The organism is Bradyrhizobium sp. UFLA03-84 (genome assembly GCF_002289535.1).
In the GTDB taxonomy this organism is placed as follows: Bacteria; Pseudomonadota; Alphaproteobacteria; order Rhizobiales; family Xanthobacteraceae; genus Bradyrhizobium; species Bradyrhizobium viridifuturi.
The window spans coordinates 813,882-832,094 of record NZ_NSJY01000017.1; the positions used below are offsets into that span (position 1 = coordinate 813,882).

The 18,213-nt window shown below is 62.6% G+C and carries 28 protein-coding genes; 15 read left to right on the forward strand and 13 right to left on the reverse strand.

Annotated elements, in window-relative coordinates:
* Positions 1-26 precede the first annotated feature (26 nt).
* Genes coxB through CK489_RS36555 form a run of 4 tightly spaced genes read left to right on the forward strand, consistent with a single transcriptional unit; the run spans position 27 to position 3,478 of the window.
* Complete coding sequence (coxB, locus tag CK489_RS36540; RefSeq protein WP_095735678.1) at positions 27-965, forward strand: cytochrome c oxidase subunit II; 939 nt, start codon at positions 27-29, stop codon at positions 963-965.
* Positions 962-2,569 carry a cytochrome c oxidase subunit I gene (gene ctaD / locus CK489_RS36545; RefSeq protein WP_095735679.1) on the forward strand — a complete coding sequence of 536 codons (1,608 nt, stop codon included), beginning with the start codon at positions 962-964 and terminating at the stop codon, positions 2,567-2,569. The genes coxB and ctaD overlap by 4 nt, the downstream gene beginning before the upstream one ends.
* Complete coding sequence (locus CK489_RS36550; protein WP_095735680.1) at positions 2,562-3,206, forward strand: cytochrome c oxidase subunit 3; 645 nt, start codon at positions 2,562-2,564, stop codon at positions 3,204-3,206. Before ctaD ends, CK489_RS36550 begins: the two co-directional genes overlap by 8 nt.
* The gene (locus CK489_RS36555; protein WP_095735681.1) at positions 3,203-3,478 is read left to right on the forward strand and encodes a cytochrome C oxidase subunit IV family protein; all 276 of its coding nucleotides are present in this window, start codon (positions 3,203-3,205) and stop codon (positions 3,476-3,478) included. The genes CK489_RS36550 and CK489_RS36555 overlap by 4 nt, the downstream gene beginning before the upstream one ends.
* A 37-nt stretch (positions 3,479-3,515) precedes the next feature.
* Here CK489_RS36555 and CK489_RS36560 read toward each other — a convergent pair whose 3' ends face one another.
* Complete coding sequence (locus CK489_RS36560; RefSeq protein ID WP_095735682.1) at positions 3,516-4,073, reverse strand: phosphatase PAP2 family protein; 558 nt, start codon at positions 4,071-4,073, stop codon at positions 3,516-3,518.
* Between the two features lie 110 nt (positions 4,074-4,183).
* Positions 4,184-4,387 carry a CsbD family protein gene (locus CK489_RS36565; protein WP_050630357.1) on the reverse strand — a complete coding sequence of 68 codons (204 nt, stop codon included), beginning with the start codon at positions 4,385-4,387 and terminating at the stop codon, positions 4,184-4,186.
* Positions 4,388-4,563: 176 nt separating this feature from the next.
* Between CK489_RS36565 and CK489_RS36570 the strand changes: the two genes are divergently transcribed.
* The 9 genes from CK489_RS36570 (at position 4,564) to CK489_RS36610 (ending at position 11,955) form a co-directional block, all read left to right on the forward strand.
* Complete coding sequence (locus CK489_RS36570) at positions 4,564-5,052, forward strand: YciE/YciF ferroxidase family protein (protein WP_095731220.1); 489 nt, start codon at positions 4,564-4,566, stop codon at positions 5,050-5,052.
* An 11-nt stretch (positions 5,053-5,063) separates the two neighbouring features.
* On the forward strand, positions 5,064-5,600 hold the full coding sequence (locus CK489_RS36575; protein WP_095735683.1) for a DUF4142 domain-containing protein: 537 nt from the start codon (positions 5,064-5,066) through the stop codon (positions 5,598-5,600).
* Positions 5,601-5,705: 105 nt separating this feature from the next.
* On the forward strand, positions 5,706-6,914 hold the full coding sequence (locus CK489_RS36580; protein WP_095735684.1) for an MFS transporter: 1,209 nt from the start codon (positions 5,706-5,708) through the stop codon (positions 6,912-6,914).
* Positions 6,915-7,099: 185 nt separating this feature from the next.
* A complete protein-coding gene (locus CK489_RS36585; protein ID WP_095735768.1) occupies positions 7,100-7,402 on the forward strand; it encodes a plasmid stabilization protein in 303 nt (100 codons plus the stop codon).
* Positions 7,403-7,475: 73 nt separating this feature from the next.
* On the forward strand, positions 7,476-9,263 hold the full coding sequence (locus CK489_RS36590; RefSeq protein ID WP_095735769.1) for a thiamine pyrophosphate-requiring protein: 1,788 nt from the start codon (positions 7,476-7,478) through the stop codon (positions 9,261-9,263).
* Positions 9,264-9,303: 40 nt separating this feature from the next.
* The gene (locus tag CK489_RS36595) at positions 9,304-10,056 is read left to right on the forward strand and encodes a DUF72 domain-containing protein (RefSeq protein ID WP_095735685.1); all 753 of its coding nucleotides are present in this window, start codon (positions 9,304-9,306) and stop codon (positions 10,054-10,056) included.
* A gap of 51 nt (positions 10,057-10,107) precedes the next feature.
* Positions 10,108-10,725: a flavodoxin family protein gene (locus CK489_RS36600; RefSeq protein WP_095735686.1), complete on the forward strand. Its 618-nt coding sequence runs from the start codon at positions 10,108-10,110 to the stop codon at positions 10,723-10,725.
* 316 nt (positions 10,726-11,041) lie between these two features.
* The gene (locus CK489_RS36605; protein WP_349626978.1) at positions 11,042-11,446 is read left to right on the forward strand and encodes an MgtC/SapB family protein; all 405 of its coding nucleotides are present in this window, start codon (positions 11,042-11,044) and stop codon (positions 11,444-11,446) included.
* Positions 11,447-11,523: 77 nt separating this feature from the next.
* Complete coding sequence (locus CK489_RS36610) at positions 11,524-11,955, forward strand: CBS domain-containing protein (protein ID WP_095735688.1); 432 nt, start codon at positions 11,524-11,526, stop codon at positions 11,953-11,955.
* A 209-nt stretch (positions 11,956-12,164) separates the two neighbouring features.
* Here CK489_RS36610 and CK489_RS36615 read toward each other — a convergent pair whose 3' ends face one another.
* The 7 genes from CK489_RS36615 to CK489_RS36635 are packed head-to-tail and all read right to left on the reverse strand — an operon-like array spanning position 12,165 to position 15,203.
* On the reverse strand, positions 12,165-12,377 hold the full coding sequence (locus CK489_RS36615; protein ID WP_095735770.1) for a hypothetical protein: 213 nt from the start codon (positions 12,375-12,377) through the stop codon (positions 12,165-12,167).
* A gap of 36 nt (positions 12,378-12,413) precedes the next feature.
* Positions 12,414-12,569 carry a hypothetical protein gene (locus tag CK489_RS41575; protein ID WP_158226550.1) on the reverse strand — a complete coding sequence of 52 codons (156 nt, stop codon included), beginning with the start codon at positions 12,567-12,569 and terminating at the stop codon, positions 12,414-12,416.
* A gap of 24 nt (positions 12,570-12,593) precedes the next feature.
* Positions 12,594-12,758, reverse strand: a complete 165-nt coding sequence (locus CK489_RS41985) for a hypothetical protein (protein WP_198961110.1) — start codon at positions 12,756-12,758, stop codon at positions 12,594-12,596.
* Between the two features lie 58 nt (positions 12,759-12,816).
* Positions 12,817-12,996: a hypothetical protein gene (locus tag CK489_RS36620; RefSeq protein ID WP_143278307.1), complete on the reverse strand. Its 180-nt coding sequence runs from the start codon at positions 12,994-12,996 to the stop codon at positions 12,817-12,819.
* A 9-nt stretch (positions 12,997-13,005) separates the two neighbouring features.
* Positions 13,006-13,350, reverse strand: coding sequence for a cupin domain-containing protein (locus CK489_RS36625; protein WP_095735689.1), 345 nt, complete (start codon positions 13,348-13,350; stop codon positions 13,006-13,008).
* A 36-nt stretch (positions 13,351-13,386) separates the two neighbouring features.
* On the reverse strand, positions 13,387-14,685 hold the full coding sequence (locus CK489_RS36630; protein ID WP_198961118.1) for a PQQ-dependent sugar dehydrogenase: 1,299 nt from the start codon (positions 14,683-14,685) through the stop codon (positions 13,387-13,389).
* A gap of 41 nt (positions 14,686-14,726) precedes the next feature.
* Positions 14,727-15,203 carry a DUF2231 domain-containing protein gene (locus tag CK489_RS36635; RefSeq protein WP_095735691.1) on the reverse strand — a complete coding sequence of 159 codons (477 nt, stop codon included), beginning with the start codon at positions 15,201-15,203 and terminating at the stop codon, positions 14,727-14,729.
* 136 nt (positions 15,204-15,339) lie between these two features.
* Here CK489_RS36635 and CK489_RS41580 point away from each other — a divergent pair, with 136 nt between their 5' ends.
* On the forward strand, positions 15,340-15,486 hold the full coding sequence (locus CK489_RS41580) for a hypothetical protein (RefSeq protein ID WP_158226551.1): 147 nt from the start codon (positions 15,340-15,342) through the stop codon (positions 15,484-15,486).
* Positions 15,487-15,525: 39 nt separating this feature from the next.
* Here CK489_RS41580 and CK489_RS36645 read toward each other — a convergent pair whose 3' ends face one another.
* Together CK489_RS36645 and CK489_RS36650 are read right to left on the reverse strand one after the other, a co-directional pair.
* Positions 15,526-15,855: a four-helix bundle copper-binding protein gene (locus CK489_RS36645; RefSeq protein WP_095735693.1), complete on the reverse strand. Its 330-nt coding sequence runs from the start codon at positions 15,853-15,855 to the stop codon at positions 15,526-15,528.
* Positions 15,856-15,995: 140 nt separating this feature from the next.
* On the reverse strand, positions 15,996-16,199 hold the full coding sequence (locus CK489_RS36650; RefSeq protein WP_095735694.1) for a hypothetical protein: 204 nt from the start codon (positions 16,197-16,199) through the stop codon (positions 15,996-15,998).
* 146 nt (positions 16,200-16,345) lie between these two features.
* Here CK489_RS36650 and CK489_RS36655 point away from each other — a divergent pair, with 146 nt between their 5' ends.
* Positions 16,346-17,515 (forward strand): MFS transporter, encoded by a 1,170-nt coding sequence (locus tag CK489_RS36655; protein ID WP_245350655.1) that lies wholly within the window; start codon positions 16,346-16,348, stop codon positions 17,513-17,515.
* Positions 17,516-17,558: 43 nt separating this feature from the next.
* Here CK489_RS36655 and CK489_RS42960 read toward each other — a convergent pair whose 3' ends face one another.
* Positions 17,559-17,699: a hypothetical protein gene (locus tag CK489_RS42960; protein ID WP_502694166.1), complete on the reverse strand. Its 141-nt coding sequence runs from the start codon at positions 17,697-17,699 to the stop codon at positions 17,559-17,561.
* A gap of 14 nt (positions 17,700-17,713) precedes the next feature.
* The gene (locus tag CK489_RS42965; protein WP_502694160.1) at positions 17,714-18,190 is read right to left on the reverse strand and encodes a YhjD/YihY/BrkB family envelope integrity protein; all 477 of its coding nucleotides are present in this window, start codon (positions 18,188-18,190) and stop codon (positions 17,714-17,716) included.
* Positions 18,191-18,213: the final 23 nt, after the last annotated feature.

An 18,213-nucleotide genomic window follows, 5' to 3' on the forward strand; every position in this document is an offset into this window, starting at 1 on the left:
GCCAGATTATCGGCGGTCGCCTGAGCATGTGGCGCCAGTGGATTCCGTTCTGGCACCCCGGCGTGTCCCCGGAAGGCGGCGACGTCGACCTGCTGTTCGCCGGGCTCCTGATCGCCAGCGCTCTGGTGCTGGGCCTGCTGTTCTTCCTCCTCGCGCTGTTCTGCGTGCGGTACCGCGCCGGCAACGACGTGGACCGCGAGAACCACGAGGCCAAGAGCTGGCACTGGGAGGTCAGCTGGACCACGGCCTCCCTGCTCTGCTTTCTCGCCCTGTTCGCCTGGGGGGCGGCCGTCTACTTCGAACTCTACCGCAAACCGCCCGACGAATTGACCGCGTTCGTGGTCGCCAAGCAGTGGATGTGGAAGGTGCAGCATCCCGGCGGTCAATCCGAGATCAACGCGTTGCACATGCCAGTCGACCGTCCGATTCGGCTCGTGATGGCCTCGCAGGACGTCATTCACAGCTTCTTCATTCCTGCGCTCCGTCTGAAGCATGATGTGGTGCCCGGGCGCTATCAGGACCTCGAGATCACGGCCCAGAAGACCGGGCACTATCATCTTTTCTGCGCCGAGTATTGCGGCACCGCGCACTCAGGAATGACCGGCGAGATCGTGGTGATGGAGCAATCCGATTTTGCCAATTGGCTCTCGCAACAGGCGCCTGCAAGTCCTCTCGCGGACGAAGGCGGCGCGCTGTTCCGCCAGCTCGGATGCAGCGGCTGCCACAGCGCGAGCAGCAAGATCCATGCGCCTCTGCTGGAGGGCGTCTACGGACGCCCGGTGCCGCTGTCCGACGGCAGCACCGTGATCGCCGATGATAAGTATATCCGCGACTCCATCCTGCTGCCGCGCAGCCAGATCGCCGCGGGTTACGAGCCGCTAATGCCGTCCTTCGAGGGCAAGATCACCGAGGATCAGCTGCTTCGCCTGGTTCTCTACATCAAATCGCTGGGTCGACAGCCATGATTGAACCCAACTACCTCACGGCCGATTACACGCTGCGATCGTGGTTCTTCACGACCGACCACAAGCGGATCGCGATCCTCTACTTCGCAAGCCTTACGCTGTTCTTCTTCATCGGCGGCGCGGCGGCAACCGCGATACGGATCGAACTCGCCACGCCGCAGGCGGATCTGGTGAGCGACGACATCTACAACCGCCTGTTCACCATGCATGGCATCATCATGGTATGGTTTTTCCTGATCCCGTCGATCCCCAACACGCTCGGCAATTTCATCGTGCCGCTGATGATCGGCGCGCGCGACCTCGCCTTCCCCCGCCTCAACCTGTTGAGCTGGTACATATTCATGCTGGGCGGCAGCGTGACGCTGTTTGCGATCCTGGCCGGCGGCATCGACACAGGCTGGACCTTCTACACTCCGTTCTCGACGCTCTATTCCAACAGCTACGTCATGGTCGCCGCCGCCGGCGTCTTTATCGCCGGCTTCTCGTCGATCCTGACCGGACTGAACTTCATCGTCACCATTCATCGGCTGCGTGCGCCGGGATTGACCTGGTACCGGCTGCCGCTGTTTCTCTGGTCGCTCTACGCGACCTCGGTGATCCTCGTCCTAGCCACCCCGGTGCTGGCGATCACGCTTGTGCTGATCGCGGTCGAGCGCTTCTTCGGCGTCGGCTTCTTCGATCCGCGGATCGGCGGCGATCCGCTCCTGTTCCAGCACCTGTTCTGGTTCTACTCGCACCCCGCGGTCTACATCATGATCCTGCCCGGCATGGGCGTGATCAACGAACTGATCTCGTGTTTTTCCCGCAAGCAGGTGTTCGGCTACAAGTTCGTGGCCTGGGCGAGCCTTGCGATCGCCGCGCTCGGCTTTTTGGTCTGGGGCCACCACATGTTCGTGACCGGACAATCCCTGCTCGCGAGCCTCGTGTTCTCCTTCATGAGCTTCGTCGTCGCGGTGCCCTCCGCGATCAAGGTCTTCAACTGGACCGCTACCCTGCACAAGGGATCATTGCGGTTCGACGCGCCGATGCTGTACGCGCTGGCCTTCATCGGGCTGTTCACGATCGGCGGGCTGACCGGCCTGTTCCTCGCCTGCCTGGCCTTCGACGTCCACGCTACCGACACCTATTTTGTGGTCGCGCATTTCCACTACATCATGGTGGGCGGGATGGTGACAGCCTATTTCGGCGGGCTGCATTACTGGTGGCCGAAGATCACGGGCCGGCTCTACTCAGAATACTGGGCGCGCGCCGCCGCGATCCTGATCTTCCTCGGCTTCAACCTGACGTTCTTCCCGCAATTCGTACTCGGCGCCGAGGGCATGCCGCGGCGCTACCACGTCTATCCGCCCGAATTCCAGGTCTGGAATGTGCTGTCGTCGGGCGGCGCCACGATTCTTGCCGCCGCCTACCTGCTGCCGCTGTTCTATCTGAGCTATTCCGTGTTCTTCGGCGCGCGCGCCCCCTCGAATCCGTGGGATGCGCCGGGGCTCGAATGGCAAACATCGTCGCCGCCACCGGAGCACAATTTCGACGTTCAGCCGGTCGTGACACGCGCGCCCTATCAATATTCGCGCAAATTCGAGGCGGAGCCACAGAATGCCTGACAGTCCCGCCGTCGCCCCGCAATTTGCCTCGGCCGCCCATCGTGACGAGACCGCCGAGCTCGGCATGTGGGTTTTCATCGCGACTGAGGTGCTGCTGTTCGGCGGCTTGCTGCTCACCTATTTCGTCTACCGGCACGCCTATCCGCAGGGCTTTACCACCGGCAGCCAGCACACCGAGATCGTGATCGGGACAGCCAACACCGCGATCCTGCTCACCTCCAGCTTCCTGGTCGCCTGGGCCGTCGAGATCTTCTCTGCCGAGACCCGAAGATTGACCGCCGGGCTGCTTGCCGGCGCAATCTCCCTCGGGCTCGCCTTCATCGTATTGAAGGGCATCGAATATCACGGGGAGTACGAGGAACATCTCGTACCGGGCATCGATTTCCGCTTCTCAGGGGACCTCGCCAACGGCGTCCAGTTGTTCTTCATCTTCTACTTCATCGCCACTGCGATCCACGCCCTCCACGTCATCATCGGCATCGGATTATTGGGGATTCTGGCGGCCCTTTGCCGCGAGGCCCGAACAACTCGGCACCGCGCAGCGCTGCACAGCGCGGCGCTGTACTGGCATTTTGTCGACATCGTCTGGATCTTCCTGTTCGCGCTGATCTACCTGCCCGGGAGGTCGGCCGGATGACACAATGGCGCCCATCGCTTTCGCTGATCGCCGCCTGGCTCGGCCTGCTGGGCCTGCTCGCACTGACCGTGACGATAGCCTACGTGCCGCTCGGCGCCGCCAATGCGGTCGTGGCGCTCGGCATCGGCGTCACCAAGGCCGCCCTGGTCGCCGCGATCTTCATGGAGCTGCGGCATCGCGATGCGCTCACCCTGCTGTTTGCCGGCGCCGGCCTGTTCTGGCTCGGTATCCTGCTCTGGCTCGGACTGATGGATTTCCTGACCCGGACGTGAGACAGCTCTTTGGGCCCGGCGCAGCATGTCGGGCGTGTTAGATTGACTTGCTACCGTAGCCGGTCACGCACCGGATCAGCCGCTCGAGCACCACCCCAATCACCGATCCCACGACGACATCGCTCGCCCAGTGCGCCAGCAAGAACACGCGCGTCGATATCAGACAGGCCCCGAGCGCGCGGACCATTCGACGCTCGCCTTGGGGGAGTTGGCTCGCGGCCGAACTGATGGCGCCGACCTGAATGGCGTGGCCGGAGGGAAACGCGTCCTTCGCCCTGCCCGAGATCGGAATGCCATGGAGATGCCCGACAACGGTAAGCCGGTCGGGCCGCTCCTGGTCGAAAACCGATTTCAGCAGATGCGGAACAAGCGACGCGGCCAACGCCGTGACCAGAAGGTGGTCGCTCGCCAGGCGCTGGGGCTCGGATTTGCGGCGGCACCATAACCACCACCCCAATGTCGCGGCACAGACGACGTGCTCGTCAGCCACCCATGTCAGGATCGAGGCCGCGCGCTCGGTTGGCGGTGTCGTGTTGCGCGAGATGGTGCGCGCAATGGCAATATCGGGCGTTGTCGGCCGGACCGTGATCGGCATGGAAATCCGTGGTTAGGGGCGATGACAACATCCTCCAACGCTGGGCATCAGCCACCGTTCCAGACCGCAAGGGCCTCGTCAAAGGCGGGGCCCTTCGAGTACAGCCTCATTCACCATTTCTGGCGGCCGTACCAGTCGTTCACTTCCTTGGTGGCCTGGTCCTTGGCATAGCCGTAGCGCTGCTGGAGGCGGCCTTCGAGCTGGTCCTGCTTGCCGGCGATCACGTCGAGATCGTCATCGGTGAGCTTGCCCCACTGCTCCTTGACCTTGCCCTTCATCTGCTTCCAATTGCCTTCGACACGATTCCAATCCATCGCTGTCCTCCGTTGAAAGATGAGCCCCTCCAACGGCTGCGCCGAGGCTTCATTCCTTGACGGCCTTGCGGCAAAGCTACGCGATCGCCGATGGCGGATGCGCCGGCGCAGATAGGAACGAGGTCCCGGAGCGCCGGTTGTGGGTGCATATCAACCCGCAGACACGGAGCAGACCCATGCCGGAGAAAGACCTCAGCGCCCTCTTCCTCGATACCCTCAAGGACATTTATTACGCCGAGAAGCAAATCCTCAAGGCGCTCCCGCGCATGGCCAAGGCCGCTGGCTCCGACCAGCTGCGCGCCGCGTTCGAGAAGCATCATGACGAGACCGAAGGACAGATCGATCGGCTCGAACAAATCTTTGATCTGATGGGTAAGCCCGCACGCGGCAAGAAGTGCGATGCCATCGAGGGCATCCTCGACGAAGGCAAGGAGATTATGGAGGAGTACGCCGACACGCCGGCACTCGATCCGGGTCTGGTCTCCGCGGCTCAGGCGGTCGAGCATTACGAGATCGCCCGCTACGGCACCCTAAAGGCCTGGGCGGCCAAGCTCAGCATGAAGGACGCCGTCAAGCTGATCGACCAGACCTTGGCCGAGGAAAAGAAGACGGATGAAGCCCTCACCAAGCTCGCGGTCAGCGCGATCAACGCCGAAGCGGCCTGAGGAGACCGGCCATGAAGCGAACCATTCTGGCGATTGCACTCGGTTGTGCGCTGGCCTCGCCGGCGTTGGCCCAGTCAGTGGGTGAGAAGAGCGGCGTCAACTCGGTGCTCGGCGTCGCGCCGAAGACGGAAGACTTCATCAAGGAAGCCGCAACCAGCGACATGCTGGAGATCGAAGCGGCCAAGATCGCTCAGCAGAAAGGAAATGCCGCCGAAAAGAAGTTCGCCGATCAGATGATGACCGACCATACCAAGACCAGTACGGAGCTCAAGGCGATGGTCAGTGGCGAGATGGCGTCGGCATTGCCGACCGGCCTCGACGACAGTTCCCAGAAAAAGCTCGGCCGGCTGCGCGACGCCAAGGCGGACGATTTCGCCAGCGAGTACGATCCGATGCAGGTCAGCGCCCACAAGGACGCGGTCTCGCTGTTCGAGCGCTACGCCAAGGGTGGCGACGATCCGAAGCTGAAGGACTGGGCGGATAAGACCCTGCTCGCGCTCAAGCACCATCTCGCGATGGCGCAGGACCTCGACAAGAACCGCAAGTAGCCATCGACCGCGGGCAGTCGCCGATCGGGCTGCCCGCGGCTTCGCCTGGAACGAACGGTCCGATCGCGGATTGCCCCGCTATCCCGGCTTTATGAGGCAATTCGAATGGCGCACTTTGCAACCGCACGCGCCCATCGGGTGGAACTTCGGAATACTGCTGCGCTCGCAGCGGTCGGGATGCTGGTTGCCACAGCCTTCGGCCTCAGCACCCTGATCACGCCGTTGTACCTGGTCTATCAGAAGGCGTTTGGCTTCTCGCAGATCACCCTGACGTTGATCTATGCGGCCTACGCGATCGGCAATATCGCAGTACTGCTGCTGTTGGGCCGCGCCTCCGACCGGGCCGGCCGCCGGGTGACGGCATTGTCGGCGATTATGGTCCTGATCGTCGCCGCTTTGGTCTTCTTGTTCGCCCGCGGCGTTGCCTGGCTCTATATCGGCCGCATCCTCAGCGGTCTCGGCATCGGCCTTGCCAGCGGCACCGGCAATGCGTGGCTGGCCGAACTGGTCGGTGAAGCAGACAAGGGACGCGCGGCCATCATTGGCACCAGCACCAACTTCCTTGGTATTGGTCTCACCGCACTGCTGTCGGGGCTGCTCGCGCAATATGCCCCCTGGCCGCTACACCTGTCGTTTGTGGTCTATCTCGCTATCGCGTGCGCCGTCGCCGCGCTGATCTGGTTCACCCGCGAAACCGTGCAGCAGCCTGATCCCGGACAGATCGAGATGCGACCGAAGCTGGCGCTGCCACGAAAGATCCAGGCCCAGTTCGTCGCCCCTGCCATCACCGGATTCGGTTTGATGGCACTGGTTGGTTTCTATGCCTCGTTGATGCCGTCGATCCTGTCGCACAATCTTCGCATCGAGAACCGCGCCGCGGGCGGGGCACTGCTGTTCGAACTCGCCATCGTCGTCGCGCTGGTCATCGTGGCCACGCAGACGCTCGCCAGCCGGACCTCGATGCTGTGGTCGCTGGCGTTGATGATCCCGGCGGCGGCGGCGATCGTCGTCGCACAGGTTTCGGCGTCTATTTTGGTCATGCTGGCGGCGACGATTGTCGTCGCCGTGTCGACGGGGCTCGGTTATCGCGGCAGCCTCCAGGTAGTCAATGAGATCGCACCTGCGGATCAACGTGCGGCGGTGGTATCAACCTATTTCGTCTGCTGCTTCATCGGCAATGCGCTGCCGGTGATCGGCGTCGGCGTGCTGTCGAGCCTCACCAACACGACGGTCGCCGACATCGCATTCGCTTGCACGATTGCAGCGTTCGCTGCGGTCGCGCTGGTCTTCGGCCTGCTTCACCGTTCGGGATAGGAACGGCTTGGCGTTCCGGCCGTTCAGCCTTCAATCATCTGCCGGCGAACCCGTATGCCGGATCGTCGGCGGAATCACCGAGTGCCGCTTGCGAGGATGCCCGACCTGTTCGCAACGCCCTCCGGGTGTGATTGCATTCGCCGGAACCCCGGAATGAAGCCGCCAAAATAAACAAGGAGATGCACATGCCGCGTGGTGACAAGTCGAGCTACACCGACAAGCAGAAGCGACAAGCAGAGCATATCGAGCAAGGTTACGAGAAGCGCGGCGTCACGAAGAACGAAGCCGAACGGCGCGCCTGGGCAACCGTGAACAAGGAGACCCACGGCGGCAAGAAGGCCGGGTCCGGCCGTGGCAAGGAAGACGATCACGCGCCCTCGCGCGAAGGCGGCAGGCTCGGCGGTGCGGCATCCGCAAACCGTTCCGCAGCGGAGCGGTCACGTTCAGCAAAGAAGGCGGCACGGACCCGAAAGCGGCGAGCTGCCTAACCCGGCAAAGAAGCGTAACGACAAGGGGCTGTCCGCGGGGTTCCCGCTAACGACCCTGCCAAGGTGAATGACCATGTCTCAGACCGTCAGCGATTTCGTCGTCCACCGCCTCCATGACTGGGGCGTACGGCACATTTTCGGCTATCCCGGCGACGGCATCAACGGTGTGTTCGGCGCCCTCAATCGCGCAGCCGGCCGCATCGAGTTCATTCAGGCGCGCCACGAGGAGATGGCCGCATTCATGGCATCGGCCTACGCCAAGTTCTCCGGGCGTCTCGGGGTGTGCATTGCGACCTCAGGACCGGGAGCCTCGCATCTCACGACCGGCCTCTATGATGCGCTGCTGGATCATCAGCCGGTGCTAGCGCTCGTCGGTCAGCAGGCGCGCAATGCGCTGGGCGGCCAGTATCAGCAGGAACTTGACCTGGTCTCGATGTTCAAGGACGTCGCCGGCGCCTATGTTGTGCAGGCCTCCTCGCCCGCCCAGGTTCGCCACCTGATCGACCGTGCGGTGCGGATCGCGCTGGCGAGGCGCACGGTGACGGCGGTCATCCTGCCGAACGATCTTCAGGAGGAGACCTACAAAGACCCGCCTCGCGCTCATGGCACACTGCGCTCGGGCATCGGCTACGCTCCTCCCCGCATCGTCCCGCATGAGGCCGAGCTCGATCATGCGGCTGACATCCTCAACGCCGGAAAGAAGGTCGCCATGCTGGTCGGCGCCGGCGCACTCGGCGCCACTGACGACGTCATCGCCGTGGCGGACCGGCTCTCGGCGGGGTGCGCAAAGGCACTGCTTGGCAAGGCCGTGCTGCCGGACGACCTCCCCTGGGTCACCGGCTCGATCGGGCTGCTCGGTACCGAGCCGAGCTATGACCTGATGATGGAATGCGACACGCTGCTGATGGTGGGGTCGGCCTTCCCTTATGCCGAGTTCCTGCCAAAGGAAGGTAGTGCTCGTGGCGTTCAGATCGATATCGACGCCAGCATGCTGTCGATCCGCTTTCCGATGGAGGTAGGCCTGGTCGGCGATGCCGCCGAAACGCTGCGCGCCCTGCTGCCGCGTCTGAAGCAGAAGCCCGTGGACGGCTGGCGCAGATCAATCGAGGACAATGTTCAAGAATGGTGGAAGACGCTCGAGGATCGCGCCCGGCAACCCGCCAAGCCGGTCAACCCACAGCGCGTTACCTGGGAGCTCTCGCCCCGGATTCCCGACCGCGCCATCATCACCAGCGATTCCGGCTCCTGCGCCAACTGGTTCGCGCGGGACCTCAAGATGCGACGCGGTATCAACGCCTCGCTCTCGGGCGGCCTCGCCTCGATGGGCGCCGCCGTCCCCTACGCGATCGCCGCCAAATATGCCGATCCTGACCGTCCGGTGATCGCATTGGTCGGTGACGGCGCGATGCAGATGAACAACATGGCCGAGCTGATCACGGTCGCCAAATACTGGCGCCAGTGGAAAGACCCTCGCTGGATCGTCTGCGTGTTCAACAATGAGGACCTCAACCAGGTGACCTGGGAGCAGCGGATCATCAATGCCGATCCCAAGTTCGAGGCATCACAGCGCATTCCTGACGTCTCCTATTCCCATTTTGCCGAGATGATTGGATTGCGCGGGATCTATCTCGATCGCCCGGACCTTATCGGAATGGCCTGGGAACAGGCCCTGGCGAGCGATGTCCCGGTGGTGCTCGAGGTGAAGACCGATCCGGAGGTACCGCCGCTGCCGCCGCACATCACGCTGGAGCAGGCCAAGAACTTCTCCATCGCACTGGCCAAGGGCGATCCCCATGAGGTTGGCGTGATTCGTGGCGCCGCACGGCAGGTGCTGGAGACCATCCTCCCAGGCAAGGAGTAAGGCGCCGCCGAACCAATTGATCCAGAGCTCGGACTACTGCATGGCGCGCGTATTGATTGGTACCTCCGGCTGGCACTATGCGTCCTGGCGCGGCCCGTTCTTTCCGAAGGGATTGCCGCTCAAACGGCAACTCGATTACTACGCGAGCCAGTTCCGTACCACGGAGCTTAACGGTGTCTTCTATCGCACGCCGACAGAAAAGGCGGTCACGGGCTGGCGCGAGGCTACCAACCGGGATTTCACCTTCGCCTGGAAAGCATCGAAATTCATCACGCACTGGAAGCGCCTCTCCGAAAACTCGATCAACAGTCTTGAACTGCTCGATGACCGCCTGTCATTACTGCGCGACAAGGCCGGCCCGATCCTGTTTCAGCTGCCGCCGAATTTTACTGCGGACGCTGACCGGCTGACATCGTTCCTCAAGCTGCTGAAGCGACGGCGGCGCTATGCTTTCGAGTTTCGACACCCGAGCTGGTACGAGCCGCGCATCCTGAAGATTCTGGCGGCGCGCAATATGGCGCTGTGCATTTCCGATCATCACGACGCCCCCGCGCCCTGGAAGCGCACAGCCGATTTTGTCTATGTCCGCGGCCACGGCCCGGGCGGCCGATACCGCGGCCACTACGAGCCCGCCGAACTTTCGGACTGGGCGAAGCGCATCCGCGGCTGGAAGCGGCAGGGATGTGACGTCTACGTCTATTTCGACAATGACCAGAAAAGCGCGGCTCCCGCCGACGCGAGGAGGCTCTGCAAGCTGCTCGGCCTCGCGGCTCCTCGCGCGCCCACCCGATAGGAACGAACATTTCCGCGCTGCATTGGCCTCCTTAGGAAAGGAACCGATGCGATGTCCTCTGATGCGCTGAAAGCCGTCGCGCTGAATTGCACGCTGAAGCGGGGTAATGATTCATCCTCGACCGAAAAACTGCTCGCGGAATTGCTCAATGCCCTCGGTGAGCACAAGGTGTCCGGCGAAGTTGTTCGCATCGTCGATCTCAACATCAAGCCCGGTGTCGCCTCCGATGAAGGCCTCGGCGATGACTGGCCAGCGCTGCGCGGCAAGATCCTCGCGTCCGACATTTTGATCGTGGGGACGCCGATTTGGCTGGGCCAGCCATCCAGCGTCGCCAAGCGGATGCTGGAGCGAATGGATGCGTTCCTGGCAGAAACCGACGACAAGAACCGCATGCCGTCCTTCGGGAAGGTCGCGATCGTCGCCGTGGTCGGCAACGAGGATGGTGCCCATCATTGCCACGCCGAACTGTTCCAGGCACTGAACGACGTGGGCTTCACCATTCCAGCCGGCGGCGGCACCTATTGGGTTGGCGAGGCGATGGGATCAACCGACTACAAGGATCTCGATAAGCCCTACGATAAGACGGTGCAGACCACCAAGATGCTCGCCGCTAACGCGGCGCATCTTGCACGGCTCCTGAAGTCGGCGCCCTATCGTGGTGTATCCTAGGTGCGGAGCGGGACATGCCGCTTCATCCCACCTAGACAGACATCGCCGTCCGCCTCGCTCTGACCGTTCTCGCCGGCGCCATCGTCGGGTTTGACCGCGGCCCCGCGGACACGCGGCCGGGCTACGGACCACGATCCTGGTCGGCCTCGCCGCCTCGTTGTCGATGAATCCAGGCCAATCTTCTTCTCCCGCTCGACAGAAAGGGCTCCGGCTCCTTTGCGGTCATGGACCTGATGCAGCTCCCGCTCGGTATCTTGACGGGCGTCGGCTTCATCGGCGGTGGCACGATCCTCAAGAAGGGGACCCGGTCACCGGCGTGACCACGGCCGCGACGCTCTGGTTGATCACGGTCATCGGTCTCTGCCTTGGTGGCGGCCAGCTCGCGCTGGGGTGCGTCGCGACCCCCATTGGGGTTTGCACCCTCTCGGGCCTCAAATGGGTCGACGTGAAGCTCCCCCGGCGCCACCGGGCGACGTTGACCGTCACCTATGAAGCCGACATCGGCGTGATCGACGCACTGCCAAACTTGATCAAGTCGCTGCACTATAGAGGCCGGTTCCAAGAACAACGACGCCGCGAGGGCTCAGCCGAGGCCGATTATGTCTTTGAGGTTTGGTGGCAACGGCCGGAAGACGCCCCATCGCCGGTCGATCTTCTGCGTACCATCGAGAAACAGTTCACCATCAGGTCGTTCGAGCTGACGACGGAGAATGGCAGGTAGCTCGGCACACGTTAGGAACGTCGCCTTGAGCCGCGTCGTTAGGCAATCGAAACAGCCAGCCAAATGGAGAGGCGCTGATGAAGATATCCAACGCGATGACACCCGAGGTCCAGCTGTGCACTCCCGATGACACGCTCCGCGATGTCGCCGAGGCCATGGGAACACTGGGTGTCGGCATGCTGCCGGTCGCCGACAATGAGCGTCTAGTCGGTATGATCACCGATCGCGACATCGCGATTCGCGGTGTCGGCATGGGCCGAGGGCCGGACTCGCGGGTCGGCGACATCATGACCGCCGAGGTGAAGTATTGTTTCGAGGATCAGGAGATCGAGGATATCGCCCAGAACATGGGGGCGATCCAGGTCCGGCGCCTCCCCGTGCTAGACCGAGACAAGCGCCTGGTCGGCATCATCGCACTCGGGGATATCGCGCAGATCCAGCCGAACGACGGTACCGGCGCGGCTCTTAGCCAGATCTCCCGGCCGACGACCCAGCACGCCCAACTCTAGACGAATCCGTTCGCTCTCCTGCTCCGCATCCTCTGCTCGCGGAGCGGAGAGCTTCCGCTAGGTGCATCAATGCTTGCTTATGTTCCCTGGATGTTGATTTTCGTGGGGATCATAGCGCTGATCGACACGGCCCTGCTTTGGCGCGCCGCCACATGAGTTCCGACCAAGCCGCATCTCGTCAAAACGCGCGATGCGACAGCAGCAATACATCAGCTCGCGTGCTTGGTAAGAGCAGCCTCACCCTCTTCTCGCCCCGGCACGCTGACATGGACCTCGTGGCCCATCCTGATCGCCAATGCCGCGGCGGCTGCTGCAGACTCGAACGCAGCTTCCTTGGTGGCGTATCCGCCATTGACCTTGCCGTCATGTAGGACGCTCCATTCTTCGCCCGATGCGATTACCGCATATTGAGCCAATCCCATCATCTCCTCCAAGGTAAGCGCTGAGATCGCGCTGCATCATGTCTCGTTCCGCTTGTATCTCTCACGGACGATCTCATTGGCGGCCTGAACGGCACGCCTGTTGCGGAAGTGGTACTGAAGAACCCCGAAAATCAGGGCCGTAAGCAGCACGAGTGCGGTGATGCCATAGATGATTTCGAGGCCCATATCCATTCGGTATCTCCAAGCGCCCGCACATCACTGCGTGTTCGATTCATGCCAGTTTTCCAGGTCCGGCTTCTCGTCTCCCGAGCGCTGCTCTTTCTCGGGATTGCCCTTCCAGGGCTTGTCGGTTTGGGCATGTGACCCCCAGTCGCCCGGGCGGCCGGAATCTTGTGTCACGGGTTTTGGTTTTTTATTCATGTCGATCTCCTCAGGTGCAGAAGCGTCTGCGCGCCCATGAGTTCCTAACGCTCCACGTTCATGGTCCTCCGGTAACCGAGCCCGCGGTCACCATGACCAGCGCATCGAGCTCGACCGTGCCGCTGACCGACAAGTCTGCAGCCGCCCGTACGCGAAGTTCGTCCGGCCGGTTGGCGGCCTGCCGCTCCAATTCACCGATGATGGCTTCCCTGAGCTTCTCCTCGAGCATGTTGGACATATCCAGCCTCTACGATTGAACCTTGTCTCGGCCATGCACCTGCGCCGGCGGCGCGGTGGCTTCGACCGCTGTAAATGGCTCGAGAATACGATAGCGGTGCTCCGCCCCCGCGGGCACCAGCCAGGAATCGCCGGGCTGCAGGCGGATGGTCTGTCCTTCCAGGGTCAGCTCGGCCGCACCGCTGACGACATATCCGACCGTCTCGTAGTCGCGGCGATCGGAAGAGCCGGGTTGCGGTTGCTCGTTATTCCAGAGCCGCATCGCCACGCGTTTGCCTGACACGAGATAGGTCTGGCCCATCTCTCCTTTCGGCGAGGTGCTGACGGATACTTTCTTGACCGAGCCGTCACTCATGTTGTTCTCCAATCGTTTGCGCGCGCGTGGGAGCCGTCAGAGCCGGCCCGAGGCGCTGACGCGCCACACCGTATTGCCGACGTCGTCGGCGATCAGCAGCGCTCCCGATTTGTCGATCGCCAGTCCCACCGGCCGGCCGCGCGACTTTTCATCCTCGCTCAGGAATCCGGTCACGACATCCTGCGCAGGTCCGTTCGGATGGCCGTCGGCGAACGGCACATAGACAACCTTGTAGCCGTTGAGCTGCGGCCGGTTCCAGCTGCCGTGCTCGCCGATGAAGGCACCATCACGGTACGACGACGGCAACAGGTCACCGCTGTAGAAAGCCAACCCCAGCGGCGCGACGTGCGAGCTGAGCGCGTAGTCCGGGACCACGGCCTTCGCAACGAGGTCCGGCCGTTGCGGCTGCACCCGCGGATCGACGTGCTGGCCGAAATAGCTGTAGGGCCAGCCGTAAAACCCGCCGTCCTTCACCGACGTCAGATAATCAGGCACGAGGTTCGGGCCGATCTCGTCGCGTTCGTTGACGACCGTCCACAGCGCATGGCTTTGCGGCTCGAAGGTCAGGCCATTCGGATTGCGCAGCCCGCTGGCGAATATCCGCCAGCGACCGGTGGCGCGCTCGACCTCGAGGATCGCCGCCCTGTTCTTCTCGGCCTCGATGCCATTCTCGGTGATGTTGCTGTTGGACCCCACGCCGACATAGAGCAATGCGCCGTCCGGGCTCGCTACCAGGCTCTTGGTCCAGTGATGGTCGATCGGGCCGCCGGGCAGCTGGGTAAGGGTCTGCCCTGGCTCGGTGATCTTGGTCTCGCCCTCGTGATACGGATAGCGAACAATGGCGTCGGTGTTTGCGACATAAAGATCGCTGCCGACCAATGCCACGCCGAACGGCGAATGGAGGTGATCGAGGAAGACGCTCTGCATCTCCGGCTTTCCGTCGCCATTGCTGCGCAACAGAGTAATGCGATTGCTGTCGCCGGTGTCGCCGCCGGAGGTCGCCCATGACTCCACCCATTTCATGATGAAGTCCTTCGGCCGCTTGATCGGCTCAGTCCCCGGCGCCTTGGATTCGACGACCAGGATGTCGCCATTGGGAAGCACATAGAGTGAGCGCGGATGCTGCAGGCCGGTCGCGAGCGCATTGATCTGCAAGGTGTCCGGCACCTTGGGCTTCTCGCCCTGCTTCCAACCGACGACCGAAGCGACATGCATGGGCGGCACCAGATACTGCTCCAGCCCCGGCAAATCCGGGCGGGCGCCGATCTGGGTTTTTGGGTCGGGCGCGGTCTCCTTGCTGCAGGCTGCGAGCCACAAACCGGCCATCAGCGTCATCGCAACTTTGAGGTGGGTGGTCCGTATCAGATCAATCAGCATCAGCCCGCCACTCCGACCCGAAAATGATAAACCATCGCCCAGCCGAGCCAGCCCGTGAACAGCATGACGAGCACCGTCAGCACCGACAGCACCAGGCCGGTCGGCACCACTGACGTCCAGGCATCGCGGCTGTGGATGAAGGCGTTGAATAGCGCGAGCAGCATCACGATCACGTTGCCGACCATGTGAAACCAGGCGTAGGGCAGCCTTCGGATCAGGCGATTGCTCAGGAAGTCGATCAGGCCTGCGATCGCGGCAAGGCCGCCCATGATAAGCCCCGCGAACAACAGCCACGCCGAAAAATTGGCCCACTGCATTTCGGCCGTTTGCCAATAGGCAATGTCGGTCACCAATGTGCCGACAAAGCACGCGATTGGAAACGGCACCAGCATCGGATGGATGGGGTGTGTGCCTATCCTTGCCGTGGAAGCCGGATTGACAGGATGCGTGGCAACTGTCGTGACCTCTTGTTGCATTTGCGCAGCTCCGAAAGGGGTCCAACGGCGCGTTCAAAGTGAGGTTCCTAAGCCGCGCGGTCCGGTCACGGACTGCATTAGGAACCAATCTGCGTCGGCGGCGTCGGCATAGAGCTGCCACGAGCAGGACGCCAACATGGTCAGGGAAGGTCCCGCTGAGCCGGCGCCGCCGAGCATCGCCGAGACGACACAAGCAAGGCAGGCGCGTCCATACGGCATGATCGTCACGTCGATCATCATTGCGCTGGCAATCATCGTTCTCGTTTACGTTCTGATGAAGTAGACAAGGACTGTCGGAATCCATGCGAAAGGCGGTTGGCGCTCAGGCCGCCATCTTCCGGCATGATTCCGCGCAGGCACGACACATCGCGACACATTCGTCCATACCGCCGACACGCTCGCAGTCTTCGGCGCATTCGGCACAGATTTCCGCGCATTCGCGGCAGGTGTGTTTGTGGTGCGGTGTGTTAATCAGCATGAAGTGAGCCGCAGTCCGGCACATTTCCGCGCAGGCCATAATGAGGCGGAAATGCGCTGGCTCGACATGCTTGCCGCCGGTGACGCGGCAATGGTTCATCGCCGTAGCGAGACAGGTCTTGTAACAGAACAGACAGGTCTCGATGCATCGCTTCATCTCTTGCGAAAATGCCATGTCAACGTCTCATGCCGCACTGCGCCGGGATAGCGATCTTGTTGCCTCTCAAATCCATAAATTGCTCCATTGGCGCTTGCCCGAAAGATTCTCGATCAACGCGCTGCCGTCGCAGTTGCCCGGCGAGCGTCTGACAGGCGTCATACTGTCGCCAACAGCTGTCGCAGGTGGCAGAGCCCGTCAAACGTCAGCCTTGTCTCGCGCACCTCGCCGCGAGCAACCTCCGCCTCGAGGAAGGTCTCGAGCTCGGGAAGCGCGCGATCGAACTTGTCTGCGATGCCCATCAGCTCGCAGGTTTCCTTGATGCGCTCGATCGGCTTTTCCAGAACGTTGATCTGAACCATTCGGCATAAGCGTGCGCGATGCCGTTAGTTCCTGCGTGGGTCACGGCGGCGGCCGGAGAAAAAATTCAGACGCCGCGGCGTCCTTCGGGGGTCACGCGCGTTCATGGAACATGGGCCACCGCAAAGCAAAATCGTCCGCCGTATCCATGTGGCCCCTGCTCGCCGTCAACTTCTTCATGGCGGACATGCAGTCCGGGATCGGACCGTTCGTCGGGATCTTTCTGCAGCTGCATGGCTGGAGCAGCGGGCTGATCGGCACCGCGATGACGCTGGGCAATGTCGCGGGCATGCTGATCACGACTCCGATCGGCGGCTGTATCGACACGACCAACCATAAGCGGGCATGGGTGATCCTGCCCGGCGTCGCCGTCGTGGTCGCGTCAGCCGCGATCCTACTGTCGCAGACATTCTGGGCCGTCGCCTTGTCGCAGGTCGCGACATCGATCGCGGGAGCGGCCATCGTTCCGGCCGTCACCGGCATCACGCTGGGCATCGTCAGGCAGCGCGGTTTCAATCGCCAAAACGGCCGCAATCAGGCCTTCAACCACGCCGGCAACATGGTTGGAGCCGCTGCGTCCGGCTATCTCGGCTGGCAGTACGGCTACGTGGCGGTCTTCCTGCTCGCGGCGATGTTCGGTGCGATCACGATCGCTTGCGTCCTGATGATCCCACCCGACAGCATCGACTATCACGCGGCCCGCGGCAAGGAGGATGATCCGGAAAGCCAGCCCAGCGGCTTCACGGTACTGGTCAAGCATCGGCCGCTGCTGGTGCTCGCTGTTGCGTTGGCCGCCTTCCATCTCGGCAATGCAGCGATCGTGCCGCTCTACGGCCTTGCCGCGGTGGCCGACGGCCATGCCAACGGCCCGAGCTTCGTGGCAACCACAATCGTCATCGCCCAGGCGGTGATGATCCTTGCGTCGATAGCCGGCATGCATGCAGCCGAGCGCCGCAATTACTGGATCGTCCTCCTGCTGTCGTTCCTGGCGCTGCCCGTGCGCGGAGTGCTTGCCTTCTTTCTCTCCGGCTGGTGGGGCGTGGTGCCGGTCCAGATTCTCGACGGGATTGGCGCCGGGCTGCAAAGCGTCGCGGTGCCGGGAATGGTTGCGCGATCGCTGAACGGGTCCGGCCGTATCAACCTCGGACAAGGCGCCGTCATCACGGTGCAGGGCGTCGGCGCGTCGCTCAGCCCCGCGCTCGGCGGTTGGATCGCGCAGTGGCTCGGCTACGGCCCGGCCTTCCTGGTGCTCGGCGGTTTGGGGTTGCTATCGGTCGCGATCTGGGTGGTATTTCGGCCGACTGTGCGGCAGTACTGAAACGGCTTTCGAGCGAAAGCGATTTCAGCGAACGGCTTCCGTGCTAGAAGGTCTTGCCGACAGTATCGGCCATTCCGGCGCCGCGGGCGCCGAGCGGCTTGCGGCGGCCCTCGGTCGAATCGATCGCGGTCTGATGCTCGATCTCCGAATTCAATACCCCGCACAGCACGATGATCGCGGACATCCAGATCCAGGTCATCAAGCCAATGGGGGCGCCCAGCGAGCCATAGGTCGCACTGTAATTGCCGAAATCGCAAGGTACCAGGACAGCAGCGACGAACCGATCTGCCACAGCACAGCTGCCGCAACGGGGCCGACGCTCAGCCATTGCCAGCGCGGCTCTGTTCGGCTTGGGCCATAGCGGTAGAGCACCGCAAGCGCCAGCCCGATGGCCAGAGACGTCGCGCCGAGCACCGCAACCAGGCTTGCCGTCTGAATGCCGAACAGCTGCAGAACGGCGATACCGACCACCGCGAGCACTGCATAGCGGGCAAGGCTCGACAGGAACACCGTGACCAGAGCGTCGACCCGATGCGTTGCCGTAAGCACACGCGATACGAAGCGCTGCGCAATCCCCGAGGCATACCATCCGAGAACCAGAAGCAGGATCGCAAAGACGGCATTGAGACCGTAAAGGACCAGTGTCGCCTTCAGTGTTTCGAGATTGAGCACCATCTGCCCTCCATTTGGCGAAGCCG

Coding starts and splice junctions, on each gene's coding strand:
- CK489_RS41985 (WP_198961110.1), bottom strand. CDS start 12,758: ATGAATAAAAAACCAAAACCCGTGACACAAGATTCCGGCCGCCCGGGC.
- CK489_RS36555 (WP_095735681.1), top strand. CDS start 3,203: ATGACACAATGGCGCCCATCGCTTTCGCTGATCGCCGCCTGGCTCGGC.
- CK489_RS36560 (WP_095735682.1), bottom strand. CDS start 4,073: ATGCCGATCACGGTCCGGCCGACAACGCCCGATATTGCCATTGCGCGC.
- CK489_RS36630 (WP_198961118.1), bottom strand. CDS start 14,685: ATGACGCTGATGGCCGGTTTGTGGCTCGCAGCCTGCAGCAAGGAGACC.
- CK489_RS36565 (WP_050630357.1), bottom strand. CDS start 4,387: ATGGATTGGAATCGTGTCGAAGGCAATTGGAAGCAGATGAAGGGCAAG.
- CK489_RS36595 (WP_095735685.1), top strand. CDS start 9,304: ATGGCGCGCGTATTGATTGGTACCTCCGGCTGGCACTATGCGTCCTGG.
- CK489_RS36580 (WP_095735684.1), top strand. CDS start 5,706: ATGGCGCACTTTGCAACCGCACGCGCCCATCGGGTGGAACTTCGGAAT.
- CK489_RS41580 (WP_158226551.1), top strand. CDS start 15,340: ATGGTCAGGGAAGGTCCCGCTGAGCCGGCGCCGCCGAGCATCGCCGAG.
- CK489_RS36645 (WP_095735693.1), bottom strand. CDS start 15,855: ATGGCATTTTCGCAAGAGATGAAGCGATGCATCGAGACCTGTCTGTTC.
- ctaD (WP_095735679.1), top strand. CDS start 962: ATGATTGAACCCAACTACCTCACGGCCGATTACACGCTGCGATCGTGG.
- CK489_RS42960 (WP_502694166.1), bottom strand. CDS start 17,699: ATGTCCGCGATCATCGTGCTGTGCGGGGTATTGAATTCGGAGATCGAG.
- CK489_RS36570 (WP_095731220.1), top strand. CDS start 4,564: ATGCCGGAGAAAGACCTCAGCGCCCTCTTCCTCGATACCCTCAAGGAC.
- CK489_RS36625 (WP_095735689.1), bottom strand. CDS start 13,350: ATGAGTGACGGCTCGGTCAAGAAAGTATCCGTCAGCACCTCGCCGAAA.
- CK489_RS36600 (WP_095735686.1), top strand. CDS start 10,108: ATGTCCTCTGATGCGCTGAAAGCCGTCGCGCTGAATTGCACGCTGAAG.
- CK489_RS36610 (WP_095735688.1), top strand. CDS start 11,524: ATGAAGATATCCAACGCGATGACACCCGAGGTCCAGCTGTGCACTCCC.
- CK489_RS36620 (WP_143278307.1), bottom strand. CDS start 12,996: ATGTCCAACATGCTCGAGGAGAAGCTCAGGGAAGCCATCATCGGTGAA.
- CK489_RS36585 (WP_095735768.1), top strand. CDS start 7,100: ATGCCGCGTGGTGACAAGTCGAGCTACACCGACAAGCAGAAGCGACAA.
- CK489_RS42965 (WP_502694160.1), bottom strand. CDS start 18,190: ATGGTGCTCAATCTCGAAACACTGAAGGCGACACTGGTCCTTTACGGT.
- CK489_RS36635 (WP_095735691.1), bottom strand. CDS start 15,203: ATGCAACAAGAGGTCACGACAGTTGCCACGCATCCTGTCAATCCGGCT.
- CK489_RS36590 (WP_095735769.1), top strand. CDS start 7,476: ATGTCTCAGACCGTCAGCGATTTCGTCGTCCACCGCCTCCATGACTGG.
- CK489_RS36575 (WP_095735683.1), top strand. CDS start 5,064: ATGAAGCGAACCATTCTGGCGATTGCACTCGGTTGTGCGCTGGCCTCG.
- CK489_RS36655 (WP_245350655.1), top strand. CDS start 16,346: ATGTGGCCCCTGCTCGCCGTCAACTTCTTCATGGCGGACATGCAGTCC.
- coxB (WP_095735678.1), top strand. CDS start 27: ATGTGGCGCCAGTGGATTCCGTTCTGGCACCCCGGCGTGTCCCCGGAA.
- CK489_RS36650 (WP_095735694.1), bottom strand. CDS start 16,199: ATGGTTCAGATCAACGTTCTGGAAAAGCCGATCGAGCGCATCAAGGAA.
- CK489_RS41575 (WP_158226550.1), bottom strand. CDS start 12,569: ATGGATATGGGCCTCGAAATCATCTATGGCATCACCGCACTCGTGCTG.
- CK489_RS36615 (WP_095735770.1), bottom strand. CDS start 12,377: ATGGGATTGGCTCAATATGCGGTAATCGCATCGGGCGAAGAATGGAGC.
- CK489_RS36550 (WP_095735680.1), top strand. CDS start 2,562: ATGCCTGACAGTCCCGCCGTCGCCCCGCAATTTGCCTCGGCCGCCCAT.